14 protein-coding genes and 1 pseudogene are annotated in these 14,502 nt (G+C 64.3%); 10 read left to right on the top strand and 5 right to left on the bottom strand.

Annotated elements, in window-relative coordinates; all coding sequences use genetic code 11:
• From AC0Z2B_RS30860 to AC0Z2B_RS30830, 7 genes and pseudogenes are all read left to right on the top strand, one after another.
• Positions 1–276: pseudogene (locus AC0Z2B_RS30860) on the top strand (hypothetical protein); the annotation flags it as partial.
• Between the two features lie 13 nt (positions 277–289).
• Positions 290–1,096 (top strand): DUF4123 domain-containing protein, encoded by an 807-nt coding sequence (locus AC0Z2B_RS30855; RefSeq protein ID WP_476301781.1) that lies wholly within the window; start codon positions 290–292, stop codon positions 1,094–1,096.
• On the top strand, positions 1,096–1,620 hold the full coding sequence (locus tag AC0Z2B_RS30850) for a DUF3304 domain-containing protein (RefSeq protein ID WP_476301779.1): 525 nt from the start codon (positions 1,096–1,098) through the stop codon (positions 1,618–1,620). The genes AC0Z2B_RS30855 and AC0Z2B_RS30850 overlap by 1 nt, the downstream gene beginning before the upstream one ends.
• Positions 1,605–2,153, top strand: coding sequence for a DUF3304 domain-containing protein (locus AC0Z2B_RS30845; protein WP_476301777.1), 549 nt, complete (start codon positions 1,605–1,607; stop codon positions 2,151–2,153). The genes AC0Z2B_RS30850 and AC0Z2B_RS30845 overlap by 16 nt, the downstream gene beginning before the upstream one ends.
• On the top strand, positions 2,138–2,686 hold the full coding sequence (locus AC0Z2B_RS30840; protein WP_476301775.1) for a DUF3304 domain-containing protein: 549 nt from the start codon (positions 2,138–2,140) through the stop codon (positions 2,684–2,686). The genes AC0Z2B_RS30845 and AC0Z2B_RS30840 overlap by 16 nt, the downstream gene beginning before the upstream one ends.
• Positions 2,671–3,219, top strand: coding sequence for a DUF3304 domain-containing protein (locus AC0Z2B_RS30835; protein WP_476301773.1), 549 nt, complete (start codon positions 2,671–2,673; stop codon positions 3,217–3,219). The genes AC0Z2B_RS30840 and AC0Z2B_RS30835 overlap by 16 nt, the downstream gene beginning before the upstream one ends.
• On the top strand, positions 3,204–5,795 hold the full coding sequence (locus tag AC0Z2B_RS30830) for a T6SS phospholipase effector Tle1-like catalytic domain-containing protein (RefSeq protein ID WP_476301771.1): 2,592 nt from the start codon (positions 3,204–3,206) through the stop codon (positions 5,793–5,795). Before AC0Z2B_RS30835 ends, AC0Z2B_RS30830 begins: the two co-directional genes overlap by 16 nt.
• Before the next feature lie 61 nt (positions 5,796–5,856).
• Here AC0Z2B_RS30830 and AC0Z2B_RS30825 read toward each other — a convergent pair whose 3' ends face one another.
• Complete coding sequence (locus AC0Z2B_RS30825; protein ID WP_476301769.1) at positions 5,857–6,387, bottom strand: DUF5384 family protein; 531 nt, start codon at positions 6,385–6,387, stop codon at positions 5,857–5,859.
• 8 nt (positions 6,388–6,395) lie between these two features.
• Positions 6,396–6,902 (bottom strand): hypothetical protein, encoded by a 507-nt coding sequence (locus AC0Z2B_RS30820; protein WP_476301767.1) that lies wholly within the window; start codon positions 6,900–6,902, stop codon positions 6,396–6,398.
• Positions 6,903–7,142: 240 nt separating this feature from the next.
• On the opposite strand from AC0Z2B_RS30820, the gene AC0Z2B_RS30815 reads away from it, so the two are divergent.
• Positions 7,143–7,595 (top strand): YaiI/YqxD family protein, encoded by a 453-nt coding sequence (locus tag AC0Z2B_RS30815; RefSeq protein ID WP_416427517.1) that lies wholly within the window; start codon positions 7,143–7,145, stop codon positions 7,593–7,595.
• Between the two features lie 122 nt (positions 7,596–7,717).
• Here the strand turns inward: AC0Z2B_RS30815 and elbB are convergent, their stop codons facing one another.
• The gene (elbB, locus tag AC0Z2B_RS30810) at positions 7,718–8,377 is read right to left on the bottom strand and encodes an isoprenoid biosynthesis glyoxalase ElbB (RefSeq protein ID WP_416421892.1); all 660 of its coding nucleotides are present in this window, start codon (positions 8,375–8,377) and stop codon (positions 7,718–7,720) included.
• 114 nt (positions 8,378–8,491) lie between these two features.
• Between elbB and AC0Z2B_RS30805 the strand changes: the two genes are divergently transcribed.
• Positions 8,492–9,736, top strand: coding sequence for a sterol desaturase family protein (locus tag AC0Z2B_RS30805; RefSeq protein WP_476301765.1), 1,245 nt, complete (start codon positions 8,492–8,494; stop codon positions 9,734–9,736).
• Here AC0Z2B_RS30805 and AC0Z2B_RS30800 read toward each other — a convergent pair whose 3' ends face one another.
• Positions 9,737–10,321, bottom strand: a complete 585-nt coding sequence (locus AC0Z2B_RS30800) for a DedA family protein (RefSeq protein ID WP_416421894.1) — start codon at positions 10,319–10,321, stop codon at positions 9,737–9,739.
• Positions 10,322–10,714: 393 nt separating this feature from the next.
• Between AC0Z2B_RS30800 and ppk1 the strand changes: the two genes are divergently transcribed.
• Positions 10,715–12,940: a polyphosphate kinase 1 gene (ppk1, locus tag AC0Z2B_RS30795; RefSeq protein WP_476301763.1), complete on the top strand. Its 2,226-nt coding sequence runs from the start codon at positions 10,715–10,717 to the stop codon at positions 12,938–12,940.
• Here ppk1 and ppx read toward each other — a convergent pair.
• Positions 12,927–14,429, bottom strand: a complete 1,503-nt coding sequence (gene ppx / locus AC0Z2B_RS30790; RefSeq protein ID WP_416421896.1) for an exopolyphosphatase — start codon at positions 14,427–14,429, stop codon at positions 12,927–12,929. The genes ppk1 and ppx overlap by 14 nt on opposite strands.
• Positions 14,430–14,502 lie beyond the last annotated feature (73 nt).

Raw genomic sequence — 14,502 nt, 5'->3', positions numbered from 1 at the left:
CTGCGGGTAGGCGGCCAGTTCCTGATGCTCACTGACGCCGGCATTACCAGCAGCGTGCCCATCACCCAGGGGGGCGCGCCGGTGGCGGGCCCAGCCCTGCAGCCAGGGCTGGCGCAGCGCCCGGGGGAAACCGCCGAGGAGGCGGCAGGGCGGTTGATGGCCCTTCTCCCCCCTGCCGATTCGGCTGCCAGCGCACTGGAAGTGCACACCCCCGTGGTGTGCGAAGCCTGCCTGCAACGTGCCAAGGCGCACGCTGAACTGTTCATCGCCCGCTGACCCTGGAGCCACCATGCAACCCACCGCCCTGCAATGGATTGAACACTTGAGCCTGCAAAGCCGGGCGCAAGGGCATGGCCACCTTGACCTGCTGGTGGACGCCACCGCCTTGCAGTGCCCGGTCTGGTCAGCCCGCGAAATGTTGGCGCAGCCCCTCGCCGAATGCCAATTGCTGGCCGCTACCCCTGAGCACGCCCTGGCAAGCCAGGGCCCGATCCTGGTGCGGCTCAACTGGGCCGACCCCCACCACCGCGCCTGGGTTACCCAGCTTTTCACGGCCCACCACCAGAACCCTTGCTACCTGGTCATCGGCAGCCGCTGGCCGCTGGAAAACCTGGCCACGCACCTGGCCTACTTTACCCAGGCGCAGTGGGAGGGCGGCCAACAAAGCGGGATTTTCCGGTTCTACGACCCTGTGCTGTTCGGCGCAGTGGTGGAGCAGCTCCACCCTTGGCAGGCGAAGCTGCTGCATGCCGGCATCGTCCACTGGCAGTGGCGCGACCGCGATGGCGTAGTGCGCCAGGTACACGGCCTGGACCAGCCACTGGCCAATAGCGTGCTGCCCGACACCGCGCTGGCGCTGGATGCCTATCAAATGGCCGCGTTCGCAGCCTGGAGCCAGGCGCAGCGTTGGTACCGGCAGCGCCTGCTGGGTTCGGGGGACTACGGTATTACCGCACGCGAGGCCCTGGTACACCACGTGTGGATGGCCCATATGGCGGCCCAGCGGGACAAGACCGTGGCGCTGCAGCTGGATGCCTATGTCGAAACGTGGTTGGCGCAGCACAGCGAATACTGCATCCGTACGGGGCGCTTTTGATGAGCGGCCTTGCCCCATGGCTCGCAGCGGTGCTGACAGTGGGGCTGGCAGGCTGCACGCCGAAGCCGCCGAGCAAGCTGGGGGCGCCGATAGAGGGGCGTAACCATACGGGGGCGGCGATCAACTGGTTCATGGTCAACCGCAATGGGGGGCCGAACGTTGGGCCCTATGGCGGGGGTGGTAGTCAAACCTGTTGCGTGCTCTTGCCGGTTAAATGGCACCCGGGGTTGAGGGTGTTGGTGGAGTGGGAGAAGGATCCTGCCCCTCATGCCTATGGCTCCTGGCCAGAGCCCATGTACAGCGAGGCCTGGATGGCGCGAGGCAAGCGGCATCGAACTGGTTATAGCCGCCACAGCGCCTGGGTAGAAGTAGCGCCGTACGACAAGCTGGGTGTTGTTGACGTGCATTTCCTGCCTTGTAACCAGGTCGCGGTGTCGGCAGTGGCCGAGCTGCCTGGCATGAAGGGATACCCCTTCGATTTCCCCCCGCGCATGCAGGAGCCCGCCGTATGCCCCGCGCCATGACCGCTGTATTTATGCGCGCCACCCAAGTGCTTGCGCTGTTGGCGCTGGTGGCAGTGGCGGGCTGCACGCCGAAGCCGCCGAGCAAGCTGGGGGCGCCGATCGAGGGGCGCAACCATACGGGGGCGGCGATCAACTGGTTCATGGTCAACCGCAATGGGGGCTCCAACTTTGGACCTTATCTGGGCGGGCGAAGCCAGACCTGTTGCGTGCTGTTGCCGGTTAAATGGCAGCCGGGATTGAAGGTGTTGGTGGAGTGGGAGAAGGATCCTGATCCTCACGGCTATGGCTCCTGGCCGGAGCCCCTGTTCAGCGATGCGTGGAGTCGGAGGGCTGCGCAACATAAAACGTTTTATACCCGCCACAGCGCCTGGGTAGAAGTAGCTCCGTACGACAAGCTGGGTGTTGTAAACGTGCATTTTCTGCCCTGCAACAAAATAGCGGTAGGCGCCTCCATCTATCGGCCCGGCATGAAGGGATACCCCTTCGATTTCCCCCCGCGCATGCAGGAGCCCGCCGTATGCCCCGCGCCATGACCGCTTTATTTATGCGCGCCACCCAAGTGCTTGCGCTGTTGGCGCTGGTGGCAGTGGCGGGCTGCACGCCGAAGCCGCCGAGCAAGCTGGGGGCGCCGATAGAGGGGCGCAACCATACGGGGGCGGCGATCAACTGGTTCATGGTCAACCGCAATGGGGGACCGAACGTTGGGCCCTATGGCGGGGGTGGCAAGCAGAATTGCTGCGTGCTGTTGCCGGTTAAATGGCAGCCGGGGTTGAAGGTGTTGGTGGAGTGGGAGAAGGATCCCAATGCCGGGGCGTCCGGGCAGTGGAACGAGCGGCCCTTCAGTGATGCCTGGCGTTTGAAGATGCGCGCTCACCGGACTATGTACACCCGCCACAGCGCCTGGGTAGAAGTAGCGCCGTACGACAAGTTGGGTGTTGTAAACGTGCATTTCCTGCCCTGCGACAAAATAGCGGTAGGCGCCTCCATCTATCGGCCCGGCATGAAGGGATACCCCTTCGATTTCCCCCCGCGCATGCAGGAGCCCGCCGTATGCCCCGCGTCATGATCGCTGTATTTATGCGCGCCACCCAAGTGCTTGCACTGTTGGCGCTGGTGGCAGTGGCGGGCTGCACGCCGAAGCCGCCGAGCAAGCTGGGGGCGCCGATAGAGGGGCGCAACCATACGGGGGCGGCGATCAACTGGTTCATGGTCAACCGCAATGGGGGACCGAACGTTGGGCCCTATGGCGGGGGTGGCAAGCAGAATTGCTGCGTGCTGTTGCCGGTTAAATGGCAGCCGGGATTGAAGGTGTTGGTGGAGTGGGAGAGGGATCCTGATCCTACCTCCTACGGAAGTTGGCCAGAGCGGATATTCAGTGATGCCTGGAGCCAGAGGATGGCAGAGCACAAAACACATTACACCCGCCACAGCGCCTGGGTAGAAGTAGCGCCGTACGACAAGTTGGGTGTTGTTGACGTGCATTTCCTGCCTTGTAACCAGGTCGCGGTGTCGGCAGTGGCTGAACTGCCAGGGATGGAGAAATACCCGTTCAAATTTCCGCATAAAATGGAGGACCCCGCCGTATGTCCGACCCCTTGATTCCCGATGCCGGCAAAACTGCGGCGGAGCCTGTCAGCAGGATTGCAGTGTTCGACAGCCGAGGGCTTTTGCCCCACGGCCCGAAGGACGTGGCATTCAATTACCGCCAGCAGCTGCGCGCCGAGCGGCAGGTCGAGCTGGCGCTGATGCACGAGGCTTGGACGGCGAACCGCCCGTTTTTCGGGCCGCCCTGCATGCAAGTGCTGCATGTGACGCTGTGTTTTGATGGGACCAATAATCATGAACCTTCGGATGCGAAGAACAAACCGCCTACCACCTCCAACGTGGCGCGCCTGTATCACGCCAGCCTTGGGAGCGGCCAACCCCAGGCCGAGACCCTAGGGGCTCAGGGGATCTATGCCTACTACATCCCCGGCGTAGGCACCGAATTCAAGGAAATCGGCGAATTCGAACCTTCCGACGCCGGGCTCAAATACGGCACTGGCGGCGAGAACCGCATCAACTGGGGCCTTACCCGGCTACTGGATGCGTTGCAGCAGGCGTGTGGTGAGCCCTATCTGCCGCCTGAAGAGGCCAACGCATTAGTTCAGCAAATGGGCACCTCGGCCTTGCAGGACGCCCTGGGCGCCTCGCTGCTCAAACCGGGCCACACCCGCCGCCAGGAGGTGCTGCAGGCGCCGTTGCTGGCGCGGCAGGCAACGATCGAGGCGCTGCACCAACAAAAAGCCATACCGCTGATCAAGGCCATGCGCCTGTACGTGTACGGCTTCTCCCGCGGGGCGGCCGAGGCGCGGGCCTTTGCCCGCTGGCTGGAGGACCTGGCCCAGGTGCAGGTGGGGGGCGAGACCTGTTACCTGCTGGCCGGCGTGCCGGTGTGCATCGCCTTCCTGGGGCTGTTCGACACCGTGGCGTCGGTGGGCATGGCCTATGTGCTGCCGTTCGCCGCCGGGCACATGGCCTGGGCGGACGGCACCATGCGCCTGTCCGACAGCGAAAAATTCCTGGAGCGTTGCGTGCACTTGGTGTCGGCCCACGAGCAACGCGGCTGTTTTCCCGTGGACTCGATTCGGCGCAAGGCCGACCCGAACGATCCCGCTTGCCCCTCGACCTACCGCAAGGGCACGGCCGAATATGTGTTGCCGGGTGTGCACTCCGACGTCGGGGGCGGGTACCCGCCGGGTGATCAGGGGAAATCGTTGGGTGGTGGGGAGCATGTACTTTCACAAATAGCGCTGCACTGCATGTATGCCGAGGCCTATCAGGTCGGCGCCCCGCTCCAAGCCCCTGCTGATGCAATTGAGTCTTCTCACTTCAATACTCAGCCCTGGCTTCGCATGGCCGACGAAACCTACAACGAATTTGACGTATCAGTTAACCTCATCACCACCTTCAACGCCTGGCAAGCCACCCTCATCGACGGCCCCCTCGAAGACGTCCTCGCCCACCAGGCCGCGCAACTCACCGGTTGGCGCATCCACCGCTACGCCAACCATTTCCTGCGCGACACCCAAGGCTACCGCGCTGTCTACAACAACGACATGAAGCCCCACGAAGCCGAGGCCCTGGCGGCGCTGCACAAGCAGCAGCTGCAGGACGACGTGGCCCTGCGCAAGGGCGAAGCGCCGGCGCCCCGGACAGAGGCCGAACAGCAACGCCATGATGGCCTGCTGCAGGTCAAGGCCGAGTACGAGCGGCGCCTGGGGCTGCAGGCGCCCATCAACCTCAACACCAGCAAGGCATTCGAGCCACTGCTGGACCAGCGTCAGCTGGACAACGCCATGGCCGATTTTCGCCGTGACTACATACCCCAGTGGGGTCTGCGCGAGGGGGGAGAAGCGTTCAGTACGGGCACCATCATCAACGCGCTGGCCGGCGGGCTGGTGTACCTCACCAACGAGCAGGACGAGGCCTGGGAGTACGACCAGCTGCGGCGCATGGGCAACCGCGCCTACCACCGGCTGTTCGACGAACGGGCGCAGGTGCGCGAGGGCATGCTGCCGATCGTGCAGCTGTACGACCAGTACGTCCACGACTCCCGGGCCTGGTTCATGAACGCTGCGCTCAAGGAACGGGAGCTGTTCAGCGACTACTTCCGCTACCGCTGCATCTTTTTCGACAGCGAGACGAACAAGTCGCTTTCGCTGCTTGCCACGGCTGGCCAAGTGCTTGGGGTGGCGGTGGCGGTTGGCAGCATCGGCCTGAGCGTGCAGCGCAAAGACCCGCGTTACCTGGTGGGGCTGTTGATTCCGTCCCTGGGCACCCCGGTGTTCCGCGGCAAGGTGGGAGCCCCGGTGATCACCGCCTTCGACAGCCTGACGGGCCTGCAACTGCCGATGACGGCGCTGCCGGACAAAGTACGGGCATTTACCCGAAATACCGGGGCGGTGCTGGAACTGGTCGAGACCCTGGCCCCAACAGAACCCTTGACCAAGGCCAATGCCACCAGCACCGACCTGAAGCAGGTGCTGGCCGCTCATGAGGCGCTGCAGCCGGTGGCGGCCAAGGTACCTGACGGCCCCGCCGCCCCACCTTTGCCCGGGCAGCCCCCGCGCGTTGAGTGGCTGGAAACGGCCAGGGCGAACCTGCAGAAAGCCCGCGCTGGCTTCGCGCTGTGAGCGGCTGCACCCTGGGGGCGAAAAAAAGCCCACCGAAGTGGGCTTTTGCGGGGCGGGCGGGTCAGTTGCCGAACAGCTTGTTCGAGCGGTTGACGTCGGCCTTGCCGGTGTCTTCCAGCAGGGCCTTGGTGCCCGAGCTGACGTTGCGCGTGGCATCGGCCTTGGATTGCACCACGTCGGTCTGGGCAGCGCTGCTGCGCAGGTCGGCGTCGATGTAGTCGTTGGCGCGGTCGGCCTTGGCTTTCATCGTCTGCAGCTTGAGCTTGCGCTCTTCGATGTCCAGGGCGCGGTCTTCGTCTTCCTGCTGCTCGGCACGGGTGCGCAGGCGGGTATTTTCCTGGGCAACGGCCTTGCGCTCGGCAGCGGCTTGCTCTGCGGCGCGGGCCTGGGCGGCGGCGCGGGCGCGGCGGTTGGCTTCGTCGCGGGCCTGGGCCTTGGCCTGCTGCTCTTCCCACTGGCGCTGGTAGGCGGCCTGCTGGGCTGCCTCCACTTGCTGTTGCTGTACTTCAATCTGATGCAACTGGTCGAATTGCCCGGCATCAGCCTGGGCCGCCAGCAGCGACAGGGTCAAGGCAATGAGTGTGCGATTCATGGCAAGCATCAGCCTTTGGCAGGTTCTGGGCAGGTGGCGTTAGGCTGGATGCGGGTTTCGTTGTTCAGCATCATCACCATCAGCGAGACGCTGCCTGGGGTGAACTGGCAAGGTTTGCCGACCTGGGCCGAGGTGTAGATCTTGCCGTTTTCCGAATAGCCCAGCAGCACGCCTGGGACCAGGCTGGTTTCGCTGACCATGGAACCGGCCAATGCGCCTGCTGCGCCGCCACCCACTGCGCCGACCAGCGCGGTGTCGCTATTATGCTTGGCGCCCAGCGCGCCACCACCCACTGCACCCAGCAGGCCGCCTACAACTTGGGCTGCCTGGCGGTTGGCGGCATTGCTGACTTTGATCTTGGTAGGGGAAACGGTCAGGATCTGCACGGTCTTGGCAGGCTGCTTGGTGTTGACCTGGCTGGCGTCGAAGACGTCTGCCTGATAGTCCTCGCCAGTGGCTTGGCAGCCAGCGAGTGCGGCGGCGAGGGACAGAACAGCCACGGTTTGCTTGAACATGAAACTACTTCCTTACATCCATTTAGGGGTGAAACGGCTTCCTTGCGCCCATCGGTATTGCCACGCAACGAAATCGCTTTGTGTCTGAAAAACAACAATGTCAATTTGCTATCAGTAAAATTGTAACTAAAACAAACTAGTTAGTGAACTATTTAATAGTTCGACAGTCTCTGGCGCGCCTGCAATGAGTCGTGCCGGTGGGCTACACTGGCGCCCGTTTTTTCAAGTAGTGAGCCAACCATGCGCGTATGGATCGATGCCGACGCCTGCCCCAAGGCGGCCAAGGATCAGGTCATCAAATTTGCCCTCAAGCGCCAGTTCGAGGTGCTGATGGTGGCGGGGGTACCGTTGATCAAGCCGGCCTTCGCCTGCGTGAAGCTGGTGGTCGTGCCGGCGGGGCCGGATGCGGCGGACGATTACCTGGTGGAGCACGCCGTGCCCGGCGAACTGGTGATCTGCAGCGACGTGCCGCTGGCCGACCGCCTGGTGAAGAAGGGCGTGGCCTGCCTGGACCCGCGCGGCAAGGAGTTCGACGAGCGCAACATGGGCGAGCGCCTGGCCGTGCGCAACCTGTTCACCGACCTGCGCGAGCAGGGGCAGGTGGGTGGCGGCCAGGCGGGGTATGGTGACAAGGACAAGCAGGCGTTCGCCAACAGCCTGGACCGCATCCTCACCCGCCTGGCGCGTGCCTGAACCCCACATCGCGCTAACGCCAACCCACTGTAGCCGCTGCCGCAGGCTGCGCTGGCCCTTGTCCACCCTGGAACTCTTCAGTGCACCCAGGGGCCAGCGCAGCCTGGCGGCAGCGGCTACGATCAGGCGGTGGTGAGCTCCAGCACGCGGTCTACCAGTTTGTTGATGCCTTCCGCCGCTTCGCCGATGGTCTTCGCGCTCATGTAGGCCGGCGTGCTTACCAGCTTGCGTGCGGTGTCTTCGACGATGTCGCCGACTGCGCAGCGCTCATGGGTGCCGCCCATCTTGTCGATGGCCTTGGCGGTCTGCTCGTCGGTGCCGATGGTGCAGGTCACGCCCGGCCCGTAGATCTTCGCGGCCAGGGCCGGGGAGATGCAGATCAGCCCCACCGGCTTGCCGGCCTCGGCGAAGGCTTCGGCCAGTTCCAGCAGCTGTGCGTTGACCGTGCAGCCGGCGCCCTGGGTGGCGAAGGTGGAGAGGTTCTTGGCGGCGCCGAAGCCACCCGGCACGATCAGGGCGTCGAACGCATCGGCGTCGGCTTCTGCCAGGTCCTTGACCTCGCCACGGGCGATGCGCGCCGACTCCACCAGCACGTTGCGGGTCTCGGGCATTTCCTCGCCGGTGAGGTGGTTGATCACGTGCATCTGCTGCACGTTGGGCGCGAAGCACTGCACCTGCGCACCGCGCTGGTTCAGGCGCAGCAGGGTGATGACGCTCTCGTGGATTTCCGCGCCGTCGTAGACGCCGCAGCCGGAAAGGATCACGGCAACTTTCTTGGTCATGTTGGGTTCTCTCCCGAATTCATGGCGTTAATGTCCCTTGAATTGTCACTGGCCGCCGTAGGGTTTTGCCTAGCACACGCCTAATCTTGGCTGATCTTCCCACGGGTTGTCGCCATGGATCTGATCCTATACGCCGTACCGTTTTTCTTCCTGCTGATTGCCCTGGAACTGCTGGCCGACCGTTGGCGCGGGCGTCGCAGCTACAGCCTGGCCGATGCCATTAACAGCCTCAGCACCGGCGTGTTGTCCACCACCACGGGGCTGGTCACCAAGGGCCTGGGCCTATTGACCTACGCCTTCGCCTGGCAGCACCTGGCATTGCTGGCCCTGCCGGCCGAGCGGGCCTGGGTGTGGCTGCTGGCGTTTGTTGGCTACGACTTCTGCTACTACTGGCTGCACCGCCTGGGCCATGAGCGCAACGTACTGTGGGCCGCGCATTCGGTGCACCACCAGAGCGAGGAATACAACCTGAGCACCGCCCTGCGCCAGACCAGCACCGGGTTTATCTTCGCCTGGTTGTTCTACCTGCCGCTGGCGCTGCTGGGCGTGCCGCCGCTGGTGTTCGCCACGGTCGCGGCGCTGAACCTGCTGTACCAGTTCTGGGTGCACACCCGCCATGTGCCGAAGCTGGGTTGGCTGGAGTGGGTGCTGGTCACGCCGTCGAACCACCGGGTGCATCATGCGCAGAACCCTCTCTACATGGATCGCAATTACGGCGGAGTGTTCATTGTCTGGGATCGCCTGTTCGGCACCTTCCAGGAGGAATACGAGCGCGAGCCGGTGATTTTCGGCGTGACCACGCCGCTGCGCAGCTGGAACCCCGTGTGGGCCAACCTGCAGTTCTACGCGCAGTTGTGGGCGGATGCACGGCGCACCCGGCGCTGGCGCGACAAGCTGCGGCTATGGTTCATGCCCACCGGCTGGCGCCCGGCGGATGTGGCGGCACGTTATCCCATGGGCAAGCCCGACCTGGGCCAGTTCACGCTGTTTCACGTGCCACTGGGGGCGCGCCAGCAGGCCTACGTGGTGGCGCAGTTCGCCGTGCATGTGGCGCTGGGCAGCTACCTGCTGGCCTTTGGTGCGAGCATGCCGCTGGCGGGGCTGCTGCTGGGCTGCGCGTGGATGGGGTGGGGGTTGTTCGTGCTGGGGACGGCGCTGGAGGCGCGCCCGCAGGCCATGCGCCTGGAGTTGCTGCGCTTGGGGCTGAACGTGCCGATGGTGGCACTGGCGGCGCCCTGGGGGCTGCTGCCGGCCAGTGCCTGGGCCTGGCCGGCCTTGCTGGTGTACAGCGTGGCCAGCCTGGGCGGGCTGGCCTGGCAGCGCGGGGCGGGCCTCAGGCTGGGCGCCGCGGCGCGTTGATTACTCGGCTTCCTGGGCGGCCAGCTTGCGGGCCACGCGTGCCGCCTTGATGCGCCGGCGCAGCCACAGCAGGCCACCCAGCACCAGCAGGCCGCCCAGCACCCACAGTTCGTATTTCTTGATGTTGCCCAGCAACCCTTCGAGGATGGCGCCGAAGTGGTAGGCTGCCAGGGCCAGCACCGTGGCCCACACGGCGGCGCCGATGCCATTGAGCAGCAGGTAGCGCCGTGGCGGGTAGCCAGACAGGCCGATGGCCACCGGCATGACCGTGCGCAGGCCGTACACGAAGCGGAAGCTCAGGACCCAGATGTCGGGGTGCTTGCGAATGTGTTCCAGCGCCCGGTCGCCCATGAGCTGCCAGCGCGGCTTGCGCGCGAGCAACTTGCGCCCATGCTTGCGCCCCAGGAAGTACCAGAGCTGGTCGCCGGCGTAGCTGCCGAAGAAGGCAACCACCACGACCAGGTTGATATCCATGTATCCGCGGAACGCAAGAAACCCGGCGAGGACCAGAATCGTCTCGCCTTCGAAAAACGTACCAAGAAAGAGGGCCAGGTAGCCGAAATCCTGCAGAAATTGTTGGAGCATTGTCTGGATGCTGGCGAAATGAACGCGCAGCCTAACCCGTCGCGGCCATTCGGGAAAGTGTCGAAATGTGTCTCGACGTGAACGGCGGGCAGAATGACAATGTCGGAGGCTATCTGTATGGCGTTGACGCAAGATTGTCATGCAACCGTCATAATGGCCGCTTATAACTGTCGCGCCGGCCCGCACGCGTGGGCCCAGGAGTTTGCCGTGAGCCGTGCCCGCGCCCTGCGCCTGCCCTCCCGCCACCGTCAGTGTGATGAGTTGGCGTCCCGCCTCGTCAGTGTCTATAGCCACGCTGCCGACGATACTATCGTGCCAGATGCTGCCTCACCTGATTGCAAACCGTGCCGCTCAACTGAATGAGAGGGCAATTGAGCCCTTCAGGAACGCTAGATGAATAACGAAGCACTTCACGAAACTGCCGTGAAAGAAGCACAGCCCGTGCTTGAGCAGATCATCGAAACGCCACCGGCCATGGAACCGGTCGAAGAGCCCGTGGCCGACGCCACGCCTGCCAGCGCCCCGGCGCCGGTGGCCGTGCCGGGCCTGGATGACAGCAGCCTGTACATCCACCGCGAGCTTTCCCAGTTGCAGTTCAACATCCGCGTGCTGGAACAGGCACTGGATGAGTCCTACCCGCTGCTGGAACGCCTCAAGTTCCTGCTGATCTTCTCCAGCAACCTCGACGAGTTCTTCGAGATTCGCGTGGCGGGCCTGAAGAAACAGATCACCTTCGCCCGTGAACAGGCCGGCGCCGACGGCCTGCAGCCGCACCAGGCGCTGGCACGCATCAGCGAGCTGGTGCACGGCCACGTGGACCGCCAGTACGCGATCCTCAACGACATCCTGCTGCCAGAGCTGGAAAAGCACCAGGTGCGCTTCATCCGCCGCCGCAACTGGACCACCAAGCTCAAGACCTGGGTGCGCCGCTACTTCCGCGACGAAATCGCGCCGATCATCACCCCCATCGGCCTCGATCCTACGCACCCGTTCCCGTTGCTGGTGAACAAGAGCCTGAACTTTATCGTCGAGCTGGAAGGCATCGACGCCTTCGGCCGCGACTCGGGCCTGGCCATCATTCCGGCGCCACGCCTGCTGCCGCGGGTCATCCGCGTGCCGGAAGAGGTGTCTGGTGCTGGCGACAACTTCGTGTTCCTGTCGTCGATGATCCACGCCCACGCCGATGACCTGTTCCAGGGCATGAAGGTGAAGGGTTGCTACCAGTTCCGCCTGACCCGTAACGCCGACCTTGCGCTGGACTCCGAAGACGTCGAAGACCTGGCCCGCGCCCTGCGCGGCGAGCTGTTCTCGCGTCGCTACGGCGATGCCGTGCGCCTGGAAGTGGCCGACACCTGCCCCAAACACCTGTCCGACTACCTGCTCAAGCAGTTCAGCCTGTCGGAGTCGGAGCTGTACCAGGTCAACGGCCCGGTCAACCTTACGCGCCTGTTCAGCATCACCGGCCTGGACAGCCACCCGGAGCTGCAATACAAGCCGTTCACCCCGGCCATCCCCAAGCTGCTGCAGAACAGCGAGAACATCTTCAGCGTGATCAGCAAGCAGGACATCCTGCTGCTGCACCCGTTCGAGTCGTTCACCCCCGTGGTCGACCTGCTGCGCCAGGCCGCCAAGGACCCGCACGTGCTGGCCGTGCGCCAGACCCTGTACCGCAGCGGCGCCAACTCGGAAATCGTCGATGCGCTGGTGGACGCCGCGCGTAACGGCAAGGAAGTGACCGCGGTCATCGAACTGCGCGCCCGTTTCGACGAAGAGTCCAACCTGCAGATGGCCAGCCGCCTGCAGGCTGCCGGCGCGGTGGTGATCTACGGCGTGGTGGGCTTCAAGACCCACGCCAAGATGATGCTGATTCTGCGCCGCGAAGCCGGCGAGATCGTGCGCTACGCCCACCTGGGCACCGGCAACTACCACGCCGGCAACGCGCGCCTGTACACCGACTACAGCCTGCTGACCTCCGACGACGCCTTGTGCGAAGACGTGGGCAAGCTGTTCAGCCAGCTGATCGGCATGGGCAAGACCTTGCGCATGAAGAAGCTTTTGCACGCGCCGTTCACGCTGAAGAAGGGCATGCTCGACATGATTGCCCGCGAGACCCAATTCGCCCTGGAAGGCAAGCCGGCGCACATCATCGCCAAGTTCAACTCGCTGACCGACCCCAAGGTCATCCGCGCGCTGTACAAGGCCAGCCAGTCGGGCGTGCGCATCGACCTGGTAGTGCGTGGCATGTGCTGCCTGCGCCCAGGCATTGCCGGGGTGTCGCACAACATTCAGGTGCGCTCGATCATCGGCCGCTTCCTGGAGCACACCCGGGTGTTCTACTTCCTCAACGGGGGCGAAGAGCAGATGTTCCTCTCCAGCGCCGACTGGATGGAGCGCAACCTGGATAAACGCGTGGAGACGTGCTTCCCGGTAGAGGGCAAGAAGCTGATCCTGCGGGTAAAGAAGGAGCTGGAAAGCTACCTGACCGACAACACCCACTCGTGGATCCTGCAGCCGGACGGCCGCTACGTGCGTAGCTCGCCAACCGGCAACCAGAACCCGCGCAGCGCCCAGGACACTCTGCTCGAGCGCCTGAGCATCCCGATTCTTACCGTACGGTAAGGATCACGCCGACCCGGGTCAGCCACTCCGCTTCCAGCGCGAAGTCGGCCTGGGTCAGTTGGTTCTCTTCCAGCCAGCCAGCCGGGAATTCCACTTCCAGGCTGTCCTGGCCGGCATACAGCTTCACGGTCGGCATTTCCTGGGTACCACGGATGTGGTGGAACAGGATCGCGAAGCGCAGCAGCACGCACAGGCGAATCAGCTTGATGCCGTCGTCGCCGAACTCGGCGAACTTGTCCTTGGGAATATTGCGCCGGTGGCCACGCACCAGCAGGGCCAGCATTTGCTGGTCTTCGCGGGAGAAGCCGGCCAGGTCCGAGTGCTCGATCAGGTAGGCGCCGTGCTTGTGGTAGTGGTAGTGGGCGATGTCCAGCCCCACTTCGTGCACTTTCGCCGCCCAGCCCAGCAGTTCACGCCATACGCCGTCTTCCAGGCCCCAGTCCTCGGCCACCTGGTCGAAGGCGTGCAACGCCTTGCGCTCCACCCGTTCGGCTTGGTCCAGGTCGACGTGGTAGCGTTCCATCAGCGAGCCCAGGGTGCGTTCGCGCACGTCTTCATGGTGGTGACGGCCCAGCAGGTCGTACAGCACGCCTTCGCGCAGGGCGCCCTCGCAGTGGTCCATGCGCTGCAGTTCCAGGGCGTCGAAGATAGCCTCCAGGATCGCCAGGCCCGCCGGGAAGATCGAACGGCGGTCGGGCTTGATGCCGTCGAAGTCGATCTTGTCGACGTCGCCCAGCTTGAACAGCTTGCGCTTGAGCCAGCTCAGGCCCTCGGCATTGACCTCGCCGGTGCCATGGCCGCCGGCCTTCAGGGCCACGCCGATGGCGCGGATGGTGCCCGAGGAGCCGATGGCCTCGTCCCAGGTCAGGCGGTGCAGGGCGTTCTCGATGCTCATGATTTCCAGGCGCGCGGCGGTGTAGGCCTGGGCGTAGCGCGCCGGGGTGATCTTGCCGTCCTTGAAGTAGCGCTGGGTGAAGCTCACGCAGCCCATCTGCAGGCTTTCGCGCAGCAGCGGCTCGAAGCGCTGGCCAATGATGAATTCGGTGCTGCCGCCGCCGATGTCCGCTACCAGGCGCTTGCCGGGGGTGTCGGCCAGGGTATGCGAGACGCCCAGGTAGATCAGGCGGGCTTCTTCACGGCCGGAGATGACTTCCACCGGGTGGCCAAGGATTTCCTCGGCGCGGCGGATGAACTCGCCGCGGTTGCGCGCCTCGCGCAGGGCGTTGGTGCCCACGATGCGCACGGCGCCCAGGGGCAGGCCGTTGATCAGCTGGGAAAAACGCTTGAGGCAGTCGAGGCCGCGCTGCATGGACTCTTCGTCCAGGTTGCGCTGTTCGTCGATGCCGGCTGCCAGCTGAACCTTCTCCCCCAGGCGCTCGAGAATGCGGATTTCATTATGGTGGGCCTTGGCCACTACCATGTGAAAGCTGTTCGAGCCCAGATCGATGGCGGCGATCAGGGAAAGGTTCTTGGGGGTGGCTTGCGGCATGGTCTGAGAATCCCGGTCGATAACCCTGCCATCGTGCCACGAACCAACCCTGCCGCCAACGCGTTTGCAGAGG

The sequence above is a fragment of the Pseudomonas sp. GYB4201 genome (assembly GCF_056312595.1).
This window is presented reverse-complemented; position numbering and strand designations above follow the sequence as displayed.

Excerpts from the sequence above, each read along its gene's own strand:
- AC0Z2B_RS30850 (WP_476301779.1), top strand. The coding sequence starts at position 1,096 with ATGAGCGGCCTTGCCCCATGGCTCGCAGCGGTGCTGACAGTGGGGCTG.
- AC0Z2B_RS30840 (WP_476301775.1), top strand. The coding sequence starts at position 2,138 with ATGCCCCGCGCCATGACCGCTTTATTTATGCGCGCCACCCAAGTGCTT.
- AC0Z2B_RS30845 (WP_476301777.1), top strand. The coding sequence starts at position 1,605 with ATGCCCCGCGCCATGACCGCTGTATTTATGCGCGCCACCCAAGTGCTT.
- AC0Z2B_RS30835 (WP_476301773.1), top strand. The coding sequence starts at position 2,671 with ATGCCCCGCGTCATGATCGCTGTATTTATGCGCGCCACCCAAGTGCTT.
- AC0Z2B_RS30820 (WP_476301767.1), bottom strand. The coding sequence starts at position 6,902 with ATGTTCAAGCAAACCGTGGCTGTTCTGTCCCTCGCCGCCGCACTCGCT.
- AC0Z2B_RS30800 (WP_416421894.1), bottom strand. The coding sequence starts at position 10,321 with ATGCTCCAACAATTTCTGCAGGATTTCGGCTACCTGGCCCTCTTTCTT.
- ppx (WP_416421896.1), bottom strand. The coding sequence starts at position 14,429 with ATGCCGCAAGCCACCCCCAAGAACCTTTCCCTGATCGCCGCCATCGAT.
- elbB (WP_416421892.1), bottom strand. The coding sequence starts at position 8,377 with ATGACCAAGAAAGTTGCCGTGATCCTTTCCGGCTGCGGCGTCTACGAC.
- AC0Z2B_RS30830 (WP_476301771.1), top strand. The coding sequence starts at position 3,204 with ATGTCCGACCCCTTGATTCCCGATGCCGGCAAAACTGCGGCGGAGCCT.
- ppk1 (WP_476301763.1), top strand. The coding sequence starts at position 10,715 with ATGAATAACGAAGCACTTCACGAAACTGCCGTGAAAGAAGCACAGCCC.
- AC0Z2B_RS30815 (WP_416427517.1), top strand. The coding sequence starts at position 7,143 with ATGCGCGTATGGATCGATGCCGACGCCTGCCCCAAGGCGGCCAAGGAT.
- AC0Z2B_RS30825 (WP_476301769.1), bottom strand. The coding sequence starts at position 6,387 with ATGAATCGCACACTCATTGCCTTGACCCTGTCGCTGCTGGCGGCCCAG.
- AC0Z2B_RS30855 (WP_476301781.1), top strand. The coding sequence starts at position 290 with ATGCAACCCACCGCCCTGCAATGGATTGAACACTTGAGCCTGCAAAGC.
- AC0Z2B_RS30805 (WP_476301765.1), top strand. The coding sequence starts at position 8,492 with ATGGATCTGATCCTATACGCCGTACCGTTTTTCTTCCTGCTGATTGCC.